Annotated in this window: 15 protein-coding genes and 1 pseudogene; 3 read left to right on the forward strand and 13 right to left on the reverse strand. The window is 41.0% G+C overall.

What is annotated here, in order from left to right:
• Nucleotides 1–62: 62 nt before the first annotated feature.
• The 5 genes from HSP_RS0103925 to HSP_RS0103945 all read right to left on the reverse strand — a co-directional run bounded on the left by HSP_RS0103925 (nt 63) and on the right by HSP_RS0103945 (nt 6652).
• Nucleotides 63–1595 (reverse strand): YifB family Mg chelatase-like AAA ATPase, encoded by a 1533-nt coding sequence (locus tag HSP_RS0103925; protein ID WP_007526469.1) that lies wholly within the window; start codon nt 1593–1595, stop codon nt 63–65.
• 166 nt (nt 1596–1761) lie between these two features.
• Nucleotides 1762–3843, reverse strand: a complete 2082-nt coding sequence (gene recG / locus HSP_RS0103930) for an ATP-dependent DNA helicase RecG (RefSeq protein ID WP_007526461.1) — start codon at nt 3841–3843, stop codon at nt 1762–1764.
• A 130-nt stretch (nt 3844–3973) separates the two neighbouring features.
• Entirely contained in the window at nt 3974–5329 is a 1356-nt protein-coding gene (locus HSP_RS0103935) for a PFL family protein (RefSeq protein WP_007526439.1), read from the reverse strand.
• A gap of 8 nt (nt 5330–5337) precedes the next feature.
• On the reverse strand, nt 5338–5610 hold the full coding sequence (locus HSP_RS0103940; RefSeq protein WP_007526438.1) for an ACT domain-containing protein: 273 nt from the start codon (nt 5608–5610) through the stop codon (nt 5338–5340).
• A gap of 139 nt (nt 5611–5749) precedes the next feature.
• Complete coding sequence (locus HSP_RS0103945) at nt 5750–6652, reverse strand: mechanosensitive ion channel family protein (protein WP_010128945.1); 903 nt, start codon at nt 6650–6652, stop codon at nt 5750–5752.
• Nucleotides 6653–6731: 79 nt separating this feature from the next.
• On the opposite strand from HSP_RS0103945, the gene rluC reads away from it, so the two are divergent.
• Nucleotides 6732–7694, forward strand: a complete 963-nt coding sequence (gene rluC / locus HSP_RS0103950; protein ID WP_010128946.1) for a 23S rRNA pseudouridine(955/2504/2580) synthase RluC — start codon at nt 6732–6734, stop codon at nt 7692–7694.
• Between the two features lie 17 nt (nt 7695–7711).
• Entirely contained in the window at nt 7712–8554 is an 843-nt protein-coding gene (gene folP / locus HSP_RS0103955; RefSeq protein ID WP_010128947.1) for a dihydropteroate synthase, read from the forward strand.
• Nucleotides 8555–8619: 65 nt separating this feature from the next.
• On the opposite strand, the gene HSP_RS0103960 is transcribed toward folP, so the two are convergent.
• Nucleotides 8620–9171: an NADPH-dependent FMN reductase gene (locus HSP_RS0103960; protein WP_010128948.1), complete on the reverse strand. Its 552-nt coding sequence runs from the start codon at nt 9169–9171 to the stop codon at nt 8620–8622.
• A 137-nt stretch (nt 9172–9308) separates the two neighbouring features.
• Here HSP_RS0103960 and HSP_RS0103965 point away from each other — a divergent pair, with 137 nt between their 5' ends.
• On the forward strand, nt 9309–10151 hold the full coding sequence (locus HSP_RS0103965) for a patatin-like phospholipase family protein (protein WP_010128950.1): 843 nt from the start codon (nt 9309–9311) through the stop codon (nt 10149–10151).
• Between the two features lie 69 nt (nt 10152–10220).
• Here HSP_RS0103965 and HSP_RS11500 read toward each other — a convergent pair whose 3' ends face one another.
• From HSP_RS11500 to HSP_RS0104000, 7 genes and pseudogenes are all read right to left on the reverse strand, one after another.
• Entirely contained in the window at nt 10221–10673 is a 453-nt protein-coding gene (locus HSP_RS11500; protein WP_010128951.1) for an immunity protein YezG family protein, read from the reverse strand.
• A 1-nt stretch (nt 10674) separates the two neighbouring features.
• Nucleotides 10675–10866, reverse strand: coding sequence for a DNA/RNA non-specific endonuclease (locus HSP_RS0103975; protein WP_039791812.1), 192 nt, complete (start codon nt 10864–10866; stop codon nt 10675–10677).
• 32 nt (nt 10867–10898) lie between these two features.
• Nucleotides 10899–11274: pseudogene (locus HSP_RS0103980) on the reverse strand (transposase).
• Between the two features lie 525 nt (nt 11275–11799).
• Nucleotides 11800–12453, reverse strand: a complete 654-nt coding sequence (locus HSP_RS0103985; RefSeq protein ID WP_010128954.1) for a hemagglutinin repeat-containing protein — start codon at nt 12451–12453, stop codon at nt 11800–11802.
• A 171-nt stretch (nt 12454–12624) separates the two neighbouring features.
• On the reverse strand, nt 12625–13149 hold the full coding sequence (locus HSP_RS0103990) for an ankyrin repeat domain-containing protein (RefSeq protein ID WP_010128955.1): 525 nt from the start codon (nt 13147–13149) through the stop codon (nt 12625–12627).
• The gene (locus tag HSP_RS0103995; protein WP_010128956.1) at nt 13150–22215 is read right to left on the reverse strand and encodes a two-partner secretion domain-containing protein; all 9066 of its coding nucleotides are present in this window, start codon (nt 22213–22215) and stop codon (nt 13150–13152) included.
• Between the two features lie 69 nt (nt 22216–22284).
• Complete coding sequence (locus tag HSP_RS0104000; protein WP_010128957.1) at nt 22285–24060, reverse strand: ShlB/FhaC/HecB family hemolysin secretion/activation protein; 1776 nt, start codon at nt 24058–24060, stop codon at nt 22285–22287.
• Nucleotides 24061–24289 lie beyond the last annotated feature (229 nt).

A 24289-nucleotide genomic window follows, 5' to 3' on the forward strand; every position in this document is an offset into this window, starting at 1 on the left:
TATCTGTACAAGCGGTCAGATTTTCCTAACATTTTGCAGTAACAGACTCCATTCTTTTTCCCTTACTGCCCGCCTTGCAACCGTTGTAGTAATCTATCCATCGCGCGATAACCCAAAGCTTCTGCTAAATGAACCTGTTGAATATCCTTTTCTTCCGCCAAATCCGCAATTGTTCGAGAGACTTTGAGAATACGGTGATAAGCACGAACCGATAACCCTAATTTTGCCAAAGCACTTTCTAAAAATCGGGCATCTTGTTCAGATAACTGGCAATCTCGTTCAATCTCTCGTGTGGAAAGCTGACCGTTGATTTTCCCTGCGCGAGCAAACTGAATTTCTCTGGCTTTTAATACACGCGCACGCACTTGTGCTGTGGTTTCTCCTCGATGCTCATTTCCTGCTTGAAGCGCGCCTTGCGGTAACAACGGCACTTCAATCGATAAATCAAAGCGATCAAGAAACGGCCCTGACAGGCGATTTAAATAGCGCATCACTTGCTGAGGTGAGGCGCGATTATGCGTGCCTTGATAATGTCCTGTTGGGCTTGGATTCATTGCAGCAATCAACTGAAAACGTGCAGGGAATTGCACCTTAGCATTAGCGCGAGAAATAATGATTTCACCCGATTCTAATGGCTGGCGAAGCGCATCTAGCACCTTACGTTCAAATTCTGGCAATTCATCCAAAAACAAAACGCCGTTATGCGCTAAAGAAATTTCACCAGGTTTAGGAATAGAACCGCCGCCTACTAGCGCGACCATAGATGCACTATGGTGCGGCGCACGAAATGGGCGTGCTTTCCAATTTTGAAAATTCAGTTCATTTTGCACCAAACTACTGACTGATGCTGTTTCAATCGCTTCGCTATCAGACATTTCTGGTAATAAATCAGCCAATCGGCTAGCCAGCATGGTTTTGCCTGTGCCGGGTGGGCCGAGAAACAACAGATTATGTTGCCCACTAGCAGCAATCATTAGCGCCCGTTTAGCATGTTGCTGGCCGATAATATCTGTTAAATCACGGCTTACAAGCGGTGACTTTTCTTCAGCATTTTGCAAAATTTCTTGCGCAATCGGTAAGCCATCACGCCGATTAAGAAAATTCACCACTTGTAGTAATGAGGAGGCAAAATAGGTTTTGGCATTTGAAACTAACGACGCTTCATTCGCATTGGGGCGCGCTAAAATCATGCTCCGTTTTGCTTTTTCAGCAGAAATAACAGCCGGAATAGCACCATGCACCCCACGCAAGCCACCTGTTAGTGCAAGCTCGCCGAGAAATTCAAACTGTTTGAGTAAATCAGAGTCAATCTGCCCGCTGGCGGCAAGAATGCCGATAGCAATCGGCAAATCAAATCGTCCACCTTCTTTGGGTAAATCGGCAGGCGCAAGGTTGATGGTAATGCGTTGTGGTGGGTAGAAAAAATTGGCATTCATCAATGCACTTCGCACCCGATCGCCAGCCTCTTTCACCGTAGCTTCAGGCAACCCTACAATCGTTAATTTGGGCTGCCCATTACTAATATGCACTTCAATCGTCACCAATGGCGCTTCCACACCCATTGAAGCTCGGCTGTATACAATCGCCAGCGACATGCTTTTCTCCTTCACAAAAATTTTGCAAATCCTAGAAAAAATCAGACCGCTTGCGTAGCAAATTTTTATGCTTTTTCGAGCCAGATCGCAAATTTAGTTGGCCTTCACTAAAGCAAAAGAGAAAAAAATTCCCCTCATCCAAAAAGTTGAAGCGGGGAAATCAACATTAAGCATTGGTATATTCTGCCCGATCGCCAAGCCAGCGTTTAATCAGTGCTTCTGCAAGCGGTGGATTTTCCACAATAATTTGCTTAGCGTAACGTTGCACCAGCGGAATCATTTTGCGATCCCGCATGAGATCAGCTACTTTAAATTCCGCCATGCCTGTTTGTTTCGTGCCAAGAATCTCGCCTGTGCCACGAATTTCTAAATCTTTTTCTGCGATATAAAAACCATCTTGGCTATCACGCATGACTTGCAAGCGTTTACTAGAAATTTTGCCCAACGGCGGTTTATACATCAACACGCAATGGGAAGCCGTTGCTCCTCGCCCAACACGCCCACGTAATTGGTGAAGCTGTGCCAATCCAAGGCGTTCTGAATTTTCAATAATCATCAAGCTTGCATTCGGCACATCTACGCCCACTTCAATCACGGTAGTTGCCACCAACAAATCTAAGTTAGCCGCTTTAAACTCCGCCATAATGGCTTGTTTTTCCTGCGGTTTCATTCGCCCGTGCACCAAACCAATCCGTAAATCAGGCAGCGCACGTTGCAAATCTTCGGCAATCGCTGCTGCCGCTTGCGCTTCGAGGACTTCTGATTCATCAATCAAAGTACAGACCCAATAAGCTTGGCGCTGTTCATTTTTGCACGCTTGATAAACGCGCTGTACCACTTCTCCCCGTCTATCTTCAGAAACGACTACTGTGGTAATCGGTGTACGCCCGGGTGGCAGTTCATCTATGATGGAAGTATCTAAATCGGCATAAACCGTCATCGCTAACGTGCGCGGAATCGGTGTCGCCGTCATAATCAGTTGATGCGGATAAATGTCTGCTTTGGCCCCCTTTTCACGCAATGTTAAACGTTGATGTACACCAAAGCGGTGCTGTTCATCAATAATAACGAGTGCCAAATCGTGAAATACGACGCTTTCTTGGAAAAGCGCATGAGTGCCGATAATCATCTGCACTTCGCCGTTTTTAATCGCTTCTAACTGAGCCGTACGGGCTTTGCCTTTAACCTTTCCAGCCAACCAACCCACCTCAATTCCAAACGGACGAAGCCAGTTCGCAAAATTATTCGCATGTTGTTCAGCAAGAATTTCTGTTGGCGCCATCAATGCCACTTGCTTGCCGTTATCAATCGCTAATAATGCAGCAAGGGCTGCGACTAACGTTTTTCCCGAACCTACATCGCCTTGCACTAATCGCATCATTGGAGAAGCTTGTGCAAGATCACGCTCAATATCTGCCACTACCCGTTGTTGCGCGCCTGTTGGAGCAAAAGGTAACGAGGCAAGAAAACGAGCTTTTAAATCCGTTTGATAATGTAACGCTTGCGCTTGTTGCTGTTTTGCACCCACGCGAAGTTGTTGCATAGCCAAGTTATGCGCCAACAGTTCTTCAAAAATAAGGCGTTTTTGTGCAGGATGCTCGCCTTTTTCCAATACTTCCGCAGAAATACTAGGTGGCGGTCGATGGAGTAACTGCAAAGCCTCTTTGAGGCTATATTGATGCGGGTTATATTGATCTGGCAATAATTCTGCAACTTTCACATTATTAAGCACAGCCAGCGCTTGTTCGGTCATTTTACGCAAAGAGGCTTGCTTGAGCCCTTCGGTTGTAGAATAAATTGGGGTTAGCGTTTCTGCTAAGGTAAGTGGCTGATTATTGCGTAAAACTTGATATTCAGGATGATGAATCTCCGCCATAAAACGCCCGCGTTTAACCTCACCAAACGCTTTCACGCGTGCGCCAACCACAAAGCTATTTTTCATTCCCGCGTTAAAATTAAAAAATTTCAGCATGATTTTGCTTGTGCCATCTGACAGCGTGACCGATAAAATCGGGCGTCGCCCAAACTGCACTTCCGCTAATTGAACAAAACCTTCGATGGTGGCAAAACTCTCTGCGTGCACATCCGCAATTGGTGTGATACGCGTGCGATCTTCATAGCGCATTGGCAAATGAAAGAGCAAATCTTGCACGTTATGAATGCCAATTCGCCCGAGTTTTTCTGCAATAGCCGCACCGACGCCGGATAACGCAGTTAATGGCACGCCATCTAAAAGTTGTTCGCTCATGGTAAAAATACTTTAAAAATTGACCGCTTGTGAGAAAGAAAAACGGGAAGAAAGAAGCTGGAGAACCTTTAAACTCCGCATTTCAATCTTCCCTTGCACCCTTTTGTTAAAGGCGCTTTTTAGAATGAAATTAGTTTTTCATTGATTGTACTGGCGCAGGAATGCGTCCGCCACGGTTGACGAAGACTTCACAAGAGCCTGCTTTAACCGGCATAATCGGGGCATAACCAAGTAAGCCACCGAATTCCACGCTTTCGCCAACCGTTTTACCGGTGACGGGAATAATACGCACTGCGGTAGTTTTACTGTTAATCATACCGATAGCCGCTTCATCAGCAATAATGCCTGAAATGGTATGCGCTGGAGTATCGCCCGGTACGGCAATCATATCTAGCCCGACTGAACAAACCGCTGTCATCGCTTCTAATTTATCTAATGTTAAAATGCCACTTTCAGCTGCTGCGATCATCCCCTCATCTTCTGACACAGGAATAAAGGCACCACTTAATCCCCCCACTGCACTAGATGCCATCATGCCACCTTTTTTCACCGCATCATTTAACAATGCTAATGCCGCTGTTGTGCCATGCGTGCCACAGACGGTTAAGCCCATAGCTTCTAAAATACGAGCCACAGAATCGCCTACCGCTGGGGTTGGTGCGAGGGATAAATCTAAAATACCGAATGGAATGTTCAACATTTTTGAGGCTTCTTGCCCAATTAACTCGCCGACACGGGTAATTTTAAAAGCCGTTTTTTTCACAACTTCCGCCACTTCTGTAAGCGTAGTCGCTTTAGAATTTTCTAATGCTTCTTTAACCACACCCGGGCCTGAAACCCCAACGTTAATCACAGCATCGGCTTCGCCTGAACCATGGAATGCGCCAGCCATAAATGGGTTATCTTCCACAGCATTACAGAACACAACCAATTTCGCACAGCCAAAACCTTCTGGGGTCATTTCAGCCGTTTTCTTGATGGTTTCGCCTGCTAATTTCACTGCATCCATATTGATGCCCGCACGGGTTGAACCAATGTTGATTGAGCTACACACGATATCGGTGGTTTTCATCGCTTCTGGAATGGAGCGAATTAATACTTCATCTGCTGGCGACATCCCTTTTTGAACAAGCGCGGAAAATCCCCCAATGAAAGAAACGCCAATCGCTTTGGCTGCGCGATCTAATGTTTGCGCGATGGAAACATAAGAATCCGCTTTCGTTGCCGCTGCAATTTGCGCAATCGGTGTCACTGAAATACGTTGGTTCACAATAGGCACACCATATTTTGCAGAAAGCGTTTTAGCGGTTTCGACTAAATCACGCCCAATATGGGTAATTTTGCGATAAATATTTTCGTTAAGTTCGTTAATGTCACTGCTAATACAGTCGTGTAAATCAATACCAATAGTGATGGTGCGCACGTCAAAGTTTTGATCCGCCACCATGCGAATGGTTTCTAGGATTTCATTAGATTGAATACTCATCCTTCCCCCTAAATACGGTGCATCGCTTTGAAAATCGCTTCATTTTGTAAACGAATATCTAGCGCAAGGCGTTTGCTCTCTTCACTAAAAAATGCAGCTAATTCTGGGAATGATTTCGGACATTTTGCGGTATCGACCAAAATAATCATGGTGAAATAATTTTCCATCAACTGCTGGCTGATGTTTAGAATGTTAATGTTATTTTCTGCTAAGATCTTTGCAACATCATAAACAATCCCAACACGATCTTGCCCAATCACTGTAATTACCGAATGACTCATTTCACTTTCCTCTTTTCAAATTAAAATCATTGGAACAAGTATAGCATATTCCGCCTAATCGCTTGCCAACAAAAAGGGCTTAGCACAACTGCCAAGCCCTTTACAAGCGGTGATTTTTAATCAATCTTTTGCAAATTCACTAAACTTTCGCTGAATTGCTCACTAAATTCACATCTAATTGATTAAACGGAATCGAGATGCCTGCTTCATCAAAAGCTAATTTCACCTGCTCTAAAATCCGGCCCAACGTTGGACTATAATCTTGAGTATTTACCCACGCTTGCGCGCTCAATTTCACGCTGCTTGCTGCTAATTCAGAAACCACAACGTTAATTGCTGGCGTTTTAAGTATCGCGCTATCGCTAGCTAAAATTTGCTCAATAATTTGTTTTGCTTGGCGCAAATCACTGTCATAACTAATATCAAATAAGAAATTCAAGCGACGAGTAGGGTTGATTGAATAATTCACAATGTTGCCAGAGAACACGGTGCTGTTAGGAATCAGCACAGTTTTATTATCGGCTGTCCGCAATTCCAACACTAAAATCCCCATTTGCTCAACTGTTCCTATCATACCGCCTGTTTCAATTTGATCGCCTTTTCTAAATGGTTTGAAAATCAACAACATCACGCCAGCCGCAAAGTTTTGCAGAGAGTTCTGTAATGAAAGCCCGACTGCTAAACCAGCCGCACCAATCAATGCTACAAGGGAGCTAGTGTTAATCCCTAATTGTGAAAGGCTGGCAATCACGACCATCAATAACAGTAAAAAGTAACTGATCGATGATACGAAGCTTTGAATCATCTCATCTTTGGTGGAAGCTAATGCCGCTTTGCCAAGCAATTTGCTGATTGCTCGTGCTAAAAATTTACCGATGATAAAAATCGCAATCGCTAGCAAGAATTTGGTACCGTAAGGAATGACCCATTCATGTAAGACGCCTTCCCAGCTCATTTTGCTAACATTATCAATAATTTTGCCTGTTTCAGCCACTACGTTAATATTTTCGACCGCTTTTTCTGCAGTTTCCGCTTTGCTCATAGATTCTCCTGATCTAATTCCCCTTTAATTAGGGCTTTATGTTAAAATTCGGGCAATATTTTTACCCAATAGCAATGTAATGACAACTGAAAAAATAATTAGTGCAAGTGTTCAGTTCCTGGATATTTCAGAAGATGAGGCTGGACAGCGATTAGATAACTTTCTTTTAGCTAAACTTAAAGGTGTACCGAAAAGCCTGATTTACCGCATTGTGCGTAAAGGCGAAGTGCGCGTGAACAAAGGGCGCGTTAAGCCTGAATACAAATTACAAGCGCAAGATGTGGTGCGCGTTCCACCTGTGCGCGTAGCCGAAAAAAATGAAGCGCCAATTTCAACCAAACTCAACAAAGTTGCTGAATTAGAACAGCAAATTTTGTATGAAGATGAAGTGCTATTAGTGATTAACAAACCGTCTGGCATTGCCGTACACGGTGGCAGTGGTCTGAATTTTGGTGTGATTGAAGCCTTGCGTGCGCTCCGTCCACAAGCACGTTTTTTAGAGCTAGTGCACCGTATCGACCGTGATACTTCGGGCATTTTGCTGGTTGCCAAAAAACGTTCATCGCTGCGCCATTTACACGAACAATTACGTGAAAAAACGGTACAGAAAGATTATTTAGCTTTAGTACGCGGGCAATGGCAATCGCATGTTAAAGCGATTAAAGCACCGTTACTCAAAAATGAATTAGCCAGTGGCGAACGCATTGTGAAAGTCAGCGAAGCGGGCAAACCCTCTGAAACACGCTTCCAAATTGAAGAACGCTACGGCCAAGAAGCCACTTTGGTGAAGGCATCTCCCATCACGGGGCGAACGCACCAAATTCGTGTGCATACGCAATATGCGGGGCATCCAATTGCTTGTGATGACAAATATGGCGAAGCGGAATTTGATGCCAAAATGCAAATGCTTGGGCTTAACCGCTTATTCTTACATGCTTATTCCATTCGCTTTACGCACCCTAAAACAGGCGAAGAGATGGTTATTACTGCACCGCTTGATAAAACCTTAAAAGGTGTATTAGCAAAACTTCGTCAAAATTAGACCGCTTGTGAGGCATTATGGAAATTCATTTTAAAAATCAGCAACAACAACCACGTTTGATCGATTTGCGCCAAGTGCAAATTATGGGTATTTTAAATTTTACGCCCGATTCTTTCTCCGATTCAGGAAAATTTTTCTCGCTGGATAAAGCATTAGTGCAAGTAGAAAAAATGCTCAACGATGGCGCTTATATTATTGACATTGGGGGCGAATCTACCCGCCCTAATGCGCCAATTGTGAGCGAGGTAGAAGAGCTTGATCGCGTTATTCCGTTGATTGAAGCGGTACGCCAACGCTTTGATTGTTTGATTTCTGTAGATAGTTCTAAACCTGCAGTGTTTCGAGAAGCCGCGCGCGCAGGGGTTGATATGCTCAATGATATTCGTGCACTGACTGAACCTCAGGCGCTAGAAACTGCCGCAGAATTGGCATTACCTGTCTGCTTAATGCATATGCAAGGCACTCCGCAAACGATGCAGCAAGCGCCGCATTATGATCATTTGTTAGATGATGTAGCAGATTTCCTCAATCAACGCATTTTTGCTTGCTTACAAGCAGGGATTGAACAATCGCATATTATTTTGGATCCCGGTTTTGGCTTTGGTAAAACAGTGGAACACAATTTCGCGTTATTAAAACATTTAAATGCTTTTGTGGCTTCAGGCTTTCCAGTTCTTGCTGGGCTTTCGCGTAAATCAATGATCGGGGCAGTCACGAATCAACCTGTTGAAAAACGCTTAGTTGGCTCTGTGGCAGGTGCATTATTAGCCGCTCAAAATGGCGCTAAAATTTTGCGTGTGCATGATGTGGAAGCAACGGCTGATGCACTCAAAGTCTGGCAAGCAATGCAGGCAGCTTAATCTCAGCTGATAAATAAGCAAAAGGCACAGAATCACGATTCTGTGCCTTTATTGTAAATGTGAGATTAGAAACGATTCACAAATGCCGCATAGCTTTCAATAAAGCCTGCTAACATGTTTTTGACTGGTTCTGAAACAATTTCGCCATTTTCCCCAACAACACCATTAAAAACGCCCCCTACATTTGCGGCAAAAGGCGCGGTTGGCATATTCACAAATGAACCTGAACACACAGTACGAAGCTGATCTGCTGCACGCACACCACCGGCTGAGCCTGCTCCAATAGAGACGATACCAGCTGGTTTACCAATCCATAAACTTTGCCCCATCGGACGTGAGCCAATATCAATCGCATTTTTAATCATAGCTGAAAAGCTTGCATTGTGTTCTGGCGTAATCAATAACACCGCATCGCTTGCAGCAATTTCTGCACGGAAACGTTGATAAGAGGCAATCTCTTGGTTATCTGAATCACGATCATAAAGCGGTAAATCTGCAATCTGAACAAAATTAAAGGTTAGCCCTGCTGGCGCCACTTTTGCTAAATGATGTGCCACAATTTGGCTGATCGAAGTTTGGCTACCGCTACCTACTAATACTGCAATTTTCTTGGTCATAAAGAATTCCTTATTAAAATGAAATGTTTTTTAAATTATATAAATTTCAAAAAGATAAACAATAACGCATTTGGAAACAGTTTATTTCTAAAATCGAAAGATTCCACTTATAATCTTCTCCAAACCTAGGAGGCAACATGAAAATCGGTTTAGTTTTGGAAGGCGGCGCAATGCGAGGCATGTTCACCGCAGGTGTACTCGATGTGCTGTTAGATGAGCAAATTACCGTTGATGGCGCAGTCACCGTTTCCGCCGGCGCGTTATTTGGGATTAACTATCCAGCTAAACAGCGTGGACGTGTATTACGCTACAACTTAAAATATTTGCATGATAAGCGTTATATGGGCTGGCATAGTCTATTTACCACCGGCAATGTGGTCAATAAAGCATTTGCCTTTTATGAACTGCCATTTACGCTCGACCCGTTTGATCAAGCAACCTTTGCTGCTTCACAGATTGACTTTTGGGTAACCCTGACGAACATTGAAACCGGTGAGCCAGAATATGTAAAAATTACCGATGCGTTTGCCCAAATGGAAGCATTACGCGCAACGTCTGCCATGCCCATGGTTTCTCGTGTGGTGGAAATTGCAGGCAAAAAATATTTAGACGGCGGAATTTCCGATAGTATTCCCCTAGATAAGGCAATGGCGCTCGGTTATGACAAAATTATTGTGATTTTGACCCGTCCGCTCAATTATCGTAAAAAGCCAAGTAATAACTGGCTATTTAAATTGTTCTACCGCAACTATCCAAAATTGATTGAACGCTGGGCAAATCGCTATGCTGAATATAATCAAGCGGTTGAAAAAGTGATTGAAATGGAAAAAGCAGGAAAGATCTTTGTGATTCGCCCTTCTGAAAGTTTAGATATCAGCCGTTTGGAAAAAGACTTGGCCAAAGTACAGGCGATGTATGATTTAGGAGTGAAAGATGGGCAGGCAGCCCTTTCTGAATTAAAAGATTATTTAGCCAAGTAACAAAGTGCGGTCAATTTTTTAAGAGGTTTAAAAACTCTTTAAAAATTGACTGCACTTTTAGTATAAAGTTTAACTATTTTGTTGTTCCTTCTTTGCTTTTACTCGCTCTTCCCAAATCTCTCTAGGAATCCCATATTCCTTTATCTCATTTTCTTCAAGATCACTAACTCCTCGAAGATAGAGCATTGGCCAGCTATCTTCATCTGGAACATAGGCAAATTTCACATCAAATTTTCCATTTTTATCTAAAGTAAATCTGCTTTGAGTCCAATCGCTACCAAATTTAGCCATAGTTTCTTTTAGATTAGAATAAAAATTAAGAATTTCTCTTTTTTCTTCAGGAAATCCTCCTAAAGGATAGTTTTTTTCCTCTCCATTCTGATCAATCCAGTACATTCTATAATTTTGATCATCAGGTTGTAACTCACATTCAAATATATACTTCGATGCATCAAGCGGCATAATTTTCCATATTGTTTTAGCAATACTCGCATGTAATTCATTACATTCTTCAAACAACATATTAATCTCCTATTGGGGTATTTTTCATGATTCTTTCAAATTGCTTACCATCAACTGAATAAGATACTTCAAATGAATCTGGTCTCTTACTACTACCCGAATAAATAGGTTTTATATTGACTTCAACCCGCTTCCCTTCATTTAAAAGATTTTTCCATTGCGTCTCTAGTTTATACCATTTTCCTTTAGCCACATGAAGTAAATCATTTAACGTGTGGTCTGGCTTCAATCTTTCAATGATTTTTCTTTTTTCTGTCGTTGTTTTTGACGGTCGAGCGCCTCCAACTCCTTTAGATAAGCGATCTCCGCTCGAGCCAAGGCGAGCTCTCGTTGTAACTTTTTAAACGCTTTAGGTGAAAAGTCTGTAGTTTCTGGAATTTCAATGTCTTTCTTTTTCATCTTTGGCTTCACTATTTTCGGTGTTTGAAGGTTCATATAAGGCGATTTTACGCCATCAAGCCCTCTTTCCCGAAATGCTTTTAGCCAATAAATGACGAGAGCATGGGAAATTTGATGAAGTTTAGCCACCTCACGGATACCATAATCCTGTTCGATGACGAGTTTGATAATTTTCAAACGAAATTGAATAAGAGTAGGACATAATCTGCACCTCAAATTAGGTGTCCAGATTTTAGGGTGCAGATCAAAGTGCGGTCAGTTTTTGAGATGTTTTAAAACTCTTTGAAAATTGATCGCACTTTATATCTATATCTTATGTTCAATTACAATTAACTACTAAGTTGTGTAAGTGTACCTTTTGAGACATATCTTAGATTAAAGATCAGCTAAAATAGTAAGATTGACTTGAGTATGAGAATTTCCCAAGTAATATTCCCATAAGCAAGCTTGCCCTATCGCAATATGATTTAAATAGATCAATGTCTATATCTTCAACCTCAAATACATCATTCTCATTAATATGGAAATAATAACTCGAATTTATTGATGATACAAAGTCATAAAACATCTCTACTATTTTTTTCCAAATTGGAATCTTTTTCACAATAAGAAGAAATAGTTAACAAATTACGTTCTATGTCTAAATATTCTTGGCAGTCAAACTTTCCATTTTCTAAAGATACTATAAAATCATTTACTTTTTTTGTAAAAATGAATAGTCCATATACTAATCTCCAATTCTATTTAAATCTGCATCTCGCTCAAACATCGGCAAGCCCGGACTTATCCCCCCACTACGTTGACTGTCTAGTTTGGTACTATTTTCTGTATTCGGTTTAACCGCGCTGCCCGTTTCGTTATCCACCCATTTTTCTTTTGACTCTTTTAAGCTTCCACTAATACTTGCGCTCGCTGCACTGCTGCTTGATTCATTTTGAATATCTTCAAAGGTCAGCTTGTTTGTGGCTAATTTGCTATTTGTTGGGTTAGTGCTGGCAATCGCGCCTCCTTTTAAGTGAACGCTATCCGCATTGATATGATACCCCCCGTCTTCCGCAAAAATTCCGGCTTGTTCATTCACTTGTTTACGGTGAGTTGTACCTTTGGAAGCGTTACCATAACCACTCAAGCTCCAGTTATTACCAAAACCAAATTCCCCTTCTAAACCGCCTCCGCTTGATTTGGTTTTAAAGCGTTCTTCGTCTTGTAAACTTTCAATGTTAAGCTTACCACCCACATTGGCGTTAACGGTATTACCTTTGATTTGACTCCCCAGCAAGTTGGTATCCCCTTGGCTGTTTAAAGTCACGGTTTGTGCGTCTAAGTGGCTCGCTTGGTAAGTTTTACTTTCGCCATCTTCCTTGCCACTGCTTCCGCCCATTACTCGCTCGTGATATTTCCGTGGAAAAAGTAGAACGTGCTTACGAGAAGTTGGATGTGAAACTATAAGATTTGCTTAAAGATAAGCATCGTTTAAAATACAAAAGTGCAGTCAATTTTTGAGAAGTTTTAAAATTCTTTGAAAATTGACCGCACTTTCAAACATTAAATTCTACGAATACTTTTTCATTAATTCATAAATTGGTTTTAATTGAGGCTCATTAGCTGTAGGTTTATAACTTTCAAGAATGGTTTCATCCTCATTTACTAAGTAATGAACATTTGCCCCTTTTTGAAGCATAAGCTCTAAAATATCCAATCTCCCTGGGATATATCCAATCATAGATAAAGGGATTAAACCATCTTGGTTCGGTAAATTAGGATTTGCTCCAGCTTTGAGCAACGCTATCGCCGCCTCAGCATTTTTACTTCGTAATGCATAATGCAAAGGAGTCATCCCATATATATCCTGAGCATTAATATCTATACCCTTATTAATTAGATAATTAATAACATCAGAGGATGGTTTATTTGACTCAAATCCTAATAAGGCTTTATGCAACCAATTCCAATGCTCTACAGGAGTTACTTCCATGATATTCCTTTCCTTATTTTGAAAAAGCTCTTCCAATAAAGTTAAATCACCAGAATCCATTGCATCTAAAATTTTTATGCCCATCTCTAACTTATAATTCATTTATTTTCCTCTTTCAAAGTTTTTCATATCACGAACAATTCGTTCAATATCATCTTTACCAGGCATCTCATTTCTATGACTTCGATTTTCAGACATATTTTCTAACCTAAATTTATTAGGTCTTGCATTTACATAATCATTAAATTGTTTTTGACTCCAATTTAACTCTTTAGCTGCAAGAGATAATCGTCTATGCTCCCAACCATAAGCATGTCCTATATCGATTGGTCCTTTGATTATCGCACGAGTAATCTTATCTCGGTAATCACCATTAGGTAGAGCCTCGTATTGTTCAAAGATTTTCTTCATGGTATCAGAACGAAGATAGGAGCGATTATAAAATTGATCTACAGGTTTATCTGTCGATAAATAACGTCCTGTTTGCTCATCAATTCGTTGAGATAGTCTATTAAAATGAGGGTCTGTTCCTGCGTTATGATTCACTGTTTCAAAACGATTTAAGTCTTTTTTGATCACAGTAATTTCTTTTCCATCCTGATTTTTAAACTTATAAGCATGATATCCATCAATATCTTTTACTCGTTTAGCTCCGTCAGGTAAAGCATGCCAACAATCATTATGCACCCACACCCCACCAACATCAGAATTTACTCCTTTAATAAAGTAAGTGTGGTCAGTCTCAACTGTCAGGTTATATGCACTTAACTTCTCAGCCTTGATAGTGACACCTTTCACCGTTTGCCAGTGATTATTTTCTGACAACAATTTATAGCCGGCTTTCAGATTTTGTGCATCTACCCATTGGGCATTTTGGATTTCTCCGTTGTAGTGATGCCCCTCAGAACTCGGTACCAGCTCACCTTGATTTACCTGGGTAAAGAATGGATGAATTTTGTTTGAAACAATAGTTTGATGTTTGCCTTGTTCATCAATCACTTCTACATATACTGTAAAGTCATACGGGTTGTTGTAGTGCGCTTGTACACGCTGATAGGTCATTTGTCCTGTCAGTTCGTTTTTCGCATAAACCTTATCACCAATTTTAATAGACTCTATCGGCTTATAACCTTGCTCTGTTTTCACTTCCATGTCGCCACGGAAAGAACAAGTTAACGCTTTTACTCTAGAATTTTTGACCGTTTCCAAAGTGTTTGATGCAATATCGGACGCTGTACTGGATGCACTTCCTTTCACAACCGCTACTGCTGTTTTTTCTCCTTTCGCAAAAGTCACTCCTTTTTGAGCTGTATGTAAATCCTTTGGATTTATTTTTCCAGCTGAATATCCAGCAAGCAGATTACTAAGTAAATTTACACCAATATCAATTCTATCTACGGTTTCCTTAGATAAACCAAATCTCTCAGAGAATGCTTTATTTGCGTTTTCTTTAGTTATTCTCAAAACATCATAGTCGTAAGAAAACTTATTAATTTTCTCTGACTGCTCAGGATAAATATCAGAATACCGTTCATATACAGGATACCCATACCAAGAGGAACGATTTTCAGAAGCGGTATAACCAACTTTTATTGATTCCAGTTTTTTTCTTTCTACATTACATTCTGAAGAAAGAGGGTTTGAACGACAAGCACTAACTAGTGCAACATCCCTATCGATATCTGTTTTATCAAGTAGTGTCAGCTCCTGCTCTTCATCAGAGGTGATTGTTCCTTTAGCTTTCTTCGCTTCTAAATCAGCCTTTCTTTTAGATTCACTGACTGATAAATAATTATTCTCCACTGCATTATGTGCCACCATTGTTCCTATCGATGATTCACTCAATATTTTAACCGCACTTGCACCTTGACCAGCCGCAGCTAAACCACCTGCCACACCAGCAAGCGCTTTCGCCATTTCTTTCACTTGGTTACGTTCTGTTTCAGTGAGATCTTTAGCTTCTTTGTTATAAAGATGCTCTGTTAAGTATTTCGCACCTAATTCACCTGCTGCAGTCGAAATTGCACCGGTTGATGCTTTTCCGCCCATTAGCTCCGCTTCTACCGCACCCCATAAAATATGCGTTGGGATATTTAATGCCGGATAATCCTCTGTCGCTTTCTTGATTAATTGGTTCACATAAGGCGAGGCCGCTGCTGTCGCGATACTTTGGCTTGAGCCTCCACTTAGCGCAATTAAACCTGCGTGAGTAATAGCATCAACCGCACGCTTGGTGCTGCCACCCGTTCCCCAATTTTCGGCTTGGACTTCAGCTTGCATAAGGTCTTTTTTAAGCTGATTAACTGTCTCTTGATTACCTTGTTGTTTAGCTTTTTCTAAGCGAGATTTTAAACGTCTCACCTCTTGCTCAGCTTCTTCTTGTTTATTAGAGGTGTAAGTATCCACAGCCGATTTCACATTACCAATAGCTGTTGCAATCTGTTGTTGCCCTTGGAGTTGCGCTTTTACATCTTTCGTCTGTGCAACTTGATTGTTAGCTTGGGCAAGGTCTGTATTGATGCCTAACTCTTTTGCTGTGGTGACGGTTGGATGAGTATCTTTATTCAAGATAATCGTCCCTTCCGTCAATGTCGCTCTGGTAACCGAACTGTCACTGTCTCGCTCAAACATTGGCAAGCCCGGGCTTATACCGCCACTACGTTGACTGTCTAGTTTGGTACTATTTTCACTGTTTGGTTTAACCGCGCTGCCCGTTTCGTTATCCACCCATTTTTCTTTTGACTCTTTTAAGCTTCCACTAATACTTGCGCTCGCTGCACTGCTGCTTGATTCATTTTGAATATCTTCAAAGGTCAGCTTGTTTGTGGCTAATTTGCTATTTGTTGGGTTTGTGCTGGCAATCGCGCCCCCTTTTAAGTGAACGCTATCCGCATTGATATGATACCCCCCGTCTTCAGCAAAAATTCCGGCTTGTTCATTCACTTGTTTACGGTGAGTTGTACCTTTGGAAGCATTGCCATAACCACTCACACTCCAGTTGTTGCCAAAACCAAATTCCCCTTCTAAACCGCCTCCGCTTGATTTGGTTTTAAAGCGTTCTTCGTCTTGTAAACTTTCAATGTTAAGCTTGCCACCCACATTGGCGTTAACGGTATTACCTTTGACTTGACTCCCCAGCAGGTTGGTATCCCCTTGGCTGTTTAAAGTCACGGTTTGTGCATCTAAATGGCTCGCTTGGTAAGTTTTACTTTCACCATCTTCCTTGCCAGCGCTTCCGCCTACTCGTGCATAAACACCTACACCGGTTTGAGCACCTACTGTTGCAGCCATCCCAACTTCAACACCTACACTTTGATTACGCCCTTTAAATTGAGTATGGCTTTCACCAGCTTTGATATTTAACTCATTGCCAGTTAAGGTAATTTTGCTATCTTTAATTCTCTTGCCTTCTTCATCTCGGGACGTGAGATCGGTATGCGTTAAATTGATATTCCCTAATTGGCGTTCACCTTTTTCATTTAAACTGCCATCACCTCGTGCAATAAGATTAATTTCTTTGGCATTAATTCGGCTACCTTGGCTGATATCACTCAAACTCTCTTGGCTTTGACGACTATGTGCCACACCGCTACCCGATTCAACACGAAGTAAATAGGTGTTAGATTTCGGGTCTTTTGTCGCCATCTTACTGATGGAGTTATATAAGTTATAACCCTGTGCAGCTACACTCATTACATTCGCTGCTTTCAAGCGGTCAGATGCTTTGTCATTTTTTACCGCCCCTTCAATCGTATTAATTAAATCGATGATTGGCGATTTTACACGACTAAATTGGCCTATTTTTAAATCACTCTCACTATAGCTATTCTCTTGGTGATTAATTGCATTATTGATAGTGATATTTTGTGCATTAATATCGACCTTCTCTTTGGCTAAAACTTCACTTGCTGTTTGCAGGTAATCTTTACCCGCATACACATCAACCGTGCTATTGAGACTTGCAAGTTGACTACCTTGATGTGTTACCTGCTCTCCGTCCTGATTCATTCTAGTACGATTATAACCAAAGAAACGCTCAGTATCTGAGATAGCCGCCTCCCCTACACTATGCCCTTTGCGCATCTGAGTACTTCTATCCGTTGTTTCTGCTGTCAGTAATTTCACATCGCCATTATTAGCTTTCAGGATATTTTTGTCATTAGAGACAAATGCCGTTCCTTTTAGAGTAATATCACCGTTCTTGGCAATTGTAGTGCTCTTACCACCAATAGAAATCTCGGTACCAACCTCTTGGCGAAGGCTGGTATCCCCATTTTCTCGCTGTGTATGTACCCCTGCCACATATTTCGCTAAACCATCTACCCCAACGCCTCGTTGTCTAGATGAAGCATGTTGCGATTGCTCATGTACTGCCACACCAAAATCGACATTATTTTTTGCGATAAATTGTGCATCGCCTTCTGCACTTATGCTACCACCTTGAGTGCGAATATCGCCCTCTCTAGCATGGATACTTACATTACCGCCAACTTCAAGTGAAGTTGTTTGCGCTACTGTTTTTTGATTGTATTTGTGTGATTCACTACGATTGTGATTAGCATAAGGTTGTACACCGCGCACCATAGATTCTATGGAATCAGAAACTGCATCAGATGCCCCCATAGCCTTACCCACAATACTATTTGTAGCACCTTGGGCTTCTTTCTGACGATAATTTTCTCTTGCTCGTGTAACTGGATCATACACAAAGCCCACTCCAAAACCTGTCGATTTTTGTTCCTGGTGATATTCACTGTCATGCTGTTCATTCATCGCATTTAAATGAACATTTTTACCCGTAATCGACATATCTTTACCAGAAGCTAAGCGTGAAGCATCTATATCTACATCCTGTTGAGCATAAATAGATAAATTGCCATCTTTTGCAACTAATTCACTACCATTTACACTTTCGTTGTAACTTGAGCCATTATTGTTTAACTTGTCTCGTTGGTAACCAATTCGCATTACACCACCTTTTCCTGAAGCATTCAATCCAGACTTCTTAAATGAATAAGAATCTTGAACTTCTCTCTTATCAAGGCTTGCTGTCACTCTGACTTGATTACCCTGCAAATGAATATTCTCTTTAGCCTGAATGTCAGATCCTTTTACAGAAACATTTGATGTTTGAGAAAGTATTTCAACATTTTTACCTTGTAATTTACTACCTTCAGCTAAATCATAATCATGATGATGTCGACGCTCTTCGGTCTCTTTGGTTAATAAACCTTTAGATTTTTGCTTATTACGGGTATCTAGATGTTCAATATTGCGCCCTTCTTCAATGAGAACATCACCTTTAGAGTCAACCATCACCTTACCATCTTCGCTACTAACCTTAGCTTGACGAAGTGTCGTCTTCTCTTGTCCAATTAAACGTACACCGTCTTTACCCTCAATAACTGAACCTACTTCATTTTCTTGATCTAAGTGATAATGATGGTTATCACTAAAGTCATAGTGTTCTTTACTGCTTTGCTTCTCAGTCGTCACCAAAAGCTTACCTTTGGCATTCACATCAACCTTGCCTGTCGATTTCACATTTGCTGCTTTCAGTGTAATATCGCCGCCACTTTTAATAGTTATTTCACCGCCTTTACCTGTCACCGTCACCTCGCTTTGACGATCGACAAGCTTATTGCCTGTTTCGGTACGTCCTAATTGGCTTTGTGTTTCTGTTGTGGTTGCACCAAGCTCTACGGATTTTCCACCGTATAAAGACACACTATCCGTCGCCACAATCTTGCCACCAATGTTCACTAATTTTTGCTTAGCATTGAGGTTGACATTATTAGCAAAAACCAGACCTTTGTTCTCTAAATCTTGACCGTATAAATTTACTAGGTTTGCAGCAAGTACTGTCCCTTCATTGGTCATATCCTTCACTGTACCTACAATGCTATCCCCCGAAATCACAGAGCCTGTTGGGGTAACTCGAGTACGATTAGTGGCTAAGTAAATTTTTGGCGTTAATACATTGAGTTTTTTACCACTTGGCAAGGTAATTTCTTGGTTCACCATCCACACTAAATCAGTGGTCAGCTCTGCCATTTGTTCTTTGGTTAAGCCAACACCCGGCACTAAATTAAATTGTTTAGCATAACGTATACCATTGTTCATCAAACCTTTATATTGCTCTAAGGCATTTTGATATCCATCCAGATAACGACGACCGGTTAACTGGTTAATTTGTTCATTCACTAAACGCAACTCATAAAAACCATCCCCCAAACGTTTCAGCATATTATTTGGATCATAGCGTAGAGCATTGAACATATAATCCGAACTCAACCATTTTTGCTTATTCGCAAAACGTGGGTCGGTTTCAATCACATAACCTTTTGGTGCATTAGGATTCACATTATAAAGCGAGGATTTATCTAGCGATTGTGTCAGACGATTTAATACCACATCCCCCACATCACCTTTATTCGCTACACCATTATTGGTAAATTCAGGGGACACATTTTCTTTATAAGCAAATACCCCTAAATCCTTCACACTTTCATTTTGTTTATAATAAATACTGGTATCACTTTTAGTGGTATCGTAATGATCTACACATCCTACGTACTTAATTTTTTTAGCACACGCTCGCCCTTTATAAAACGCAGTTACACGGCCTGCATCCGTTACAATAGTACGACCTTTCAACTCTTTCTGATTTAATTGCCCATCCGCAATTTGAATCACACCACCAGCAATCACCTTACTGTCTTGGTTATCCACATGTGCATCATTAAAATCAATACCACCCCCACTTAAAATCTTACCTTCCTGGTATTTTGGTTTAAGTACCACGGTTTCATTCACTGTGCGGGTATAATCATATTGATGCCAGTTATTACTTTCGATTTTGCCGTCTGGTGAAAAAATATGATAAAGATTTTTTACTTTTTTGTTCAAACCACCACGACTACTCTTATCATCTTGTTTTACTTTATAAACCCCAGAGTCTTTACCATAAATAGTCGAATCATTTCCAATTCGATACTCAAAAACTGGCGTAGACGAGGTATCCACATTTTCTGTTTCAAGGAAAAAGTGTTTATTCTCTACTGTCCCTGTATTAAAGGTAATCGCTTTGCTTTTCGCATTATCGTAAAGATTTAACGCTTCAATCACACCATTGTAGTTGTGAACATACGCTGACTTACCTGTAGCCTGGTTGTTTTCATCCAACGCTTTACCCACATAAATCTTACCCATACTTAAAAGGGTACTTTCATTGCGGTTTAAAACTTTATCCACACCCACATCCAAACGCTCACGTGCAGCAATCACAGCAGATTTATCCCCTTCCTCAAGGTTATTTAAACTATCCCCCTGTAAAGCCACATGGTCACCATAAATACGACCGGTACCTAAGTTATTGATGGTTACTGCTTTTGCGACAGTCAATGCACCATCAATTAAACCGCGGTTAGTCAAAGTATTTGTATTAATGCGTGTTTCATTACCGCTAATTTCAGCATCTTTAGTGTTATCCACATTAGCTGCTTTAACATCAGCCTTATTGCCTACACGTAATTGGCTATTATTTTTAAAGTCCCCTTCGGTTTTAAAATCTAAATTACCACCAACTTGGAAGGCATTATTTAACGTTAAACTGTCTTGTAAACGAACCGTTAAATCCCCTTTAGTTTTGATATCACCTTCATTGGCTAAAGTCTTCGCTTTTAACTCAATTGATTTACCCGCTTCAATCTCACCTTGTTTGTTATCAATAGTTTGAGCAACATCTAGTTGGGTATGCTCATCACTGTAGATGCCCCCTTGTTGGTTGGAAAGGTTTTCAGCTGTAATCGCCACTTGAGCACCACGGATACCTTGTTCCGTTTTGCTGCCAGCTTTCGTCCCTTGGTTATCTACATGTTTCGCTTTAATCGTCACTTTCTCTGTTGCAACAATTAAAGAGCCTTTATCCGATTGCTTGCGGTTATCCACGTTGTTCGTATTAATCTGAACTTGTTTACCTGCAATCACACCCTGTTTGTTATCAATGTTTTGAGCATTAAGTTGTGTCTGAGCTTTAGCATAAACGGTGCCACGGTTCTCAATATTCTTTTTCGCATTGAGTTGGGCATTTTCGCTACCGCCAATAAAGCCTTCATTCACAATCTTACCTTGGCTATTGATTTTCACGCTTCCAGCTGATGCACCAATATGCCCTGCATTGCGTACACCAAGACCTTGGCCGTTATCCACTAAATGGATTTTTTCAGCATACATCCCACCCAATTGACTCACATCAACACTGTAGCTTTGGTTTTCGCCTTGGGTATCAGAAGTGCGGTCGGTTTTATCGGTGTTTTTATCACCCACATACACAACCGAATCATTGGTACGGTCAACGTTATTTTTACCAGTGGTTACTTTAATGCCTTTTTTCGACCAAACACCACCTTTGATTTCCGCTTTATCAGCGATAATATCAGTGTAATCAGATTGACTGTTATCCATCCCTTTTTGGCCAACAGTCACCTTACCGCCTTTTACGCGATAGCCTTTTAATTGACCATTCTCAACTTCTGCTTTGCCGGTGGTGAGTGTTGTACGCCCAGCATTAATCACACCACAGCCATCACATTGGATACCACTTGGGTTGGCAATTACCACATCTGCTTTTTTACCCGCCACTTCTACATAACCTTTTAAACGGCTTGGATTAGCTGAATTTACCTCATTAAGAATGACTTTCGCTTCACCGCGAGCAAGATTCGGGTTACCTTGCACCCAACCCGCCATTTGCGTTTGCGCTGCTTTACGAGCATTGTTTAACACTGCCCCTTTCTCAGTTACATCAAATTGCGAATATTGGTTACGTGATACCCCACCAGCACTTGGTGTTTGAATATTTACTTGCGGTAAACCATTGCCGGTTTGAAGAACTGTGGGTTGTTGATTACCCGGTGCTGATTTATCAGCACGAATGGCCATATCTTCTGCATAAACAGAAGGTGATAAAAAGACAAAGCCCAATGCTAACATTAAGCTAAAATGAATAGGATTAAGCGAAAGTGCGGTTGAAAATAGCCCTGTTTTTTCTTGTTCCGGACTCACATTTTCACTTTGTGCTTTACCTTGAGATTTTGCCAGCTCAGATACCACAACAAGCTGATTTAATACACGACTAAAAATCACTTTATAATGACGTTTATTCATTTTCTAATTTCCTTCAAGTTTTAAATTCTGTTTGGTTTTAATCAATTTATTCATCTAAAAGCGTGAGCATTAAAAACGGTAGCTCACATTAAATCCGGTTGTCACATGACTGGTTCTAAATCCTTCTGGCTTTTTAATCGGGGTACCCACAAAATAATCGTAGTTAATGCCCCATAGCTTGCCACGAAGTCCAATTGCGCCCCCCATTAAACTATCACCAATTTGAAGCTCTTCTTGGCTAGAACGCACTTTACCTCGGTCAATCCCTAAATAAAGCTCATGCCCCTTATTCGCAATATTCCAACCTAATTCATTTCGCCACAACCAACCTTTTTCACCGGAAAGTGATAGCTCGCCATCAAATCCTCGCACGGTATAACGACCCCCAATACTAAATTTATCTTGTTGTGTTAAAGGTGTGCCATTCCATTGTCCACTCCAACTGGTGTTAAAGCGGAAAGGCTGATTGCCGATAGTGAAAGGATAGGTAAAATCAACGCCTGCAGTAAAAATCTGCATGCGGGAAGTCCCTTCACTAAACTCTTCTTCCGGAGCTGGTAAGGATTTATTCCCACCCGTACCTCGTTTATAGTTCGCAAACAGTTGTAACACTGTTTCACCAATGTATTGAGTGTGATTAAGTCCCACTTCCCAACCTGCTGTACGACGGCGCTGCACTTCAATTTCGGTGTCATTGATGTAGTTATGCGATTTTTTCGTCCATAAAGCGGCATTCACATAGGTTTTATGAAGACTTCCACGAGATAATAAGCGACTTAAATTCGCTTTCATTTGTTGGCTTTCACCTGAATAGGTGTAAGACTCAAACGCGCCCGCTACCGTTTGGTGATAAGAATATTTTGAACCGGAAAGAGTTAAGAGATAGTTCTTCCAAGGAATAGAATAATAGAGACTAATGTTTTTGCTGCCATAATCTCCTTCCGCATCATCGCTATCACGTTTAAAGCTACGTGTGCCACTGATATAGAACATATCATTAAGTGTTAGCACGTTATCCCAAGAAAACGTGGCTGAACCTTGTAAACGACCAGTAGACTTACTGCCTGAGTCATCTAAGCCTAAGGTTAAATGGAAAGGTAAGCTTTGCTTATAAGTAATCACCACATCTGTTTCACCGACTGCATCTGTTGGCACAAGCTCCATATTCGCATCAGCACTCGGTACACGTTTTAAGTTTTCTAAACCTTGTTCAATATTGCGAATATTTAATATATCCCCCTGCGCCATTGGCATGGCAAACCATAAGGTACCACGGGTGGCAAACGGAATTGCACTTTGGTCTTGTAATTGAATGCGACCCACTTTACCTGGAATCACGGTGAGTACAAGCATACCTGAACGCAAATCCTGTGGCTCCACCACCACGCGCGTGGTGACATAACCAAAATCAATTAAACGATTTTGAATACGACGAAGTAATACGTTAATCCCCTCTGAGCCAATACAAGCAGGCAGCGCAAAATCACGCTCAGCATAAACTGACTTTAATGCCCAAGAGAATTGGCTTGGTTGGATTAATTTAAGAGAAGACGCTGATGAATTTTCTTCTTCAGCTTGATAATCGGTCAGCACCAATTGATTGATAGGAAAACATTGTGCTTCATTTTGTGGAAAGCCAAGTGAGGCTTCTTTTTCACCCTCCAAGCGTACATTCGCGGATTGCGTTTGCTGCGCTAAAATAGCCGCATCTTGTTCCGCTTGTTGTTTTTGTTGCTGGGCATTGATTTGTTTTTCTACATTTGCATTTGGTGAGCTAGGTGCTGCCAAAGTCAAAGACGAAATAAATAATAAACTAGAAAGAAAAGAGCGTGATAAGTTCTTCATTATACTGCAGAGATTAAGTTATTGATAAATTTGCGATATGATATCAAAAGCTGTTTTAAAATTCTATAAACTAATATTCTCAATACAAAAGTGCAGTCAGTTTTTAAAATATTTTAAAACTCTTTAAAAATTGACCGCACTTTATGGCTAGATATCTAAAATTGTATGCTACCAAAATATCAACTCCTGGGGTAACAAAAACACCACTAAATAATTAATTTATCTTTCA

This window comes from Haemophilus sputorum CCUG 13788 (assembly GCF_000238795.1).
Lineage (GTDB): Bacteria > Pseudomonadota > Gammaproteobacteria > Enterobacterales > Pasteurellaceae > Haemophilus_A > Haemophilus_A sputorum.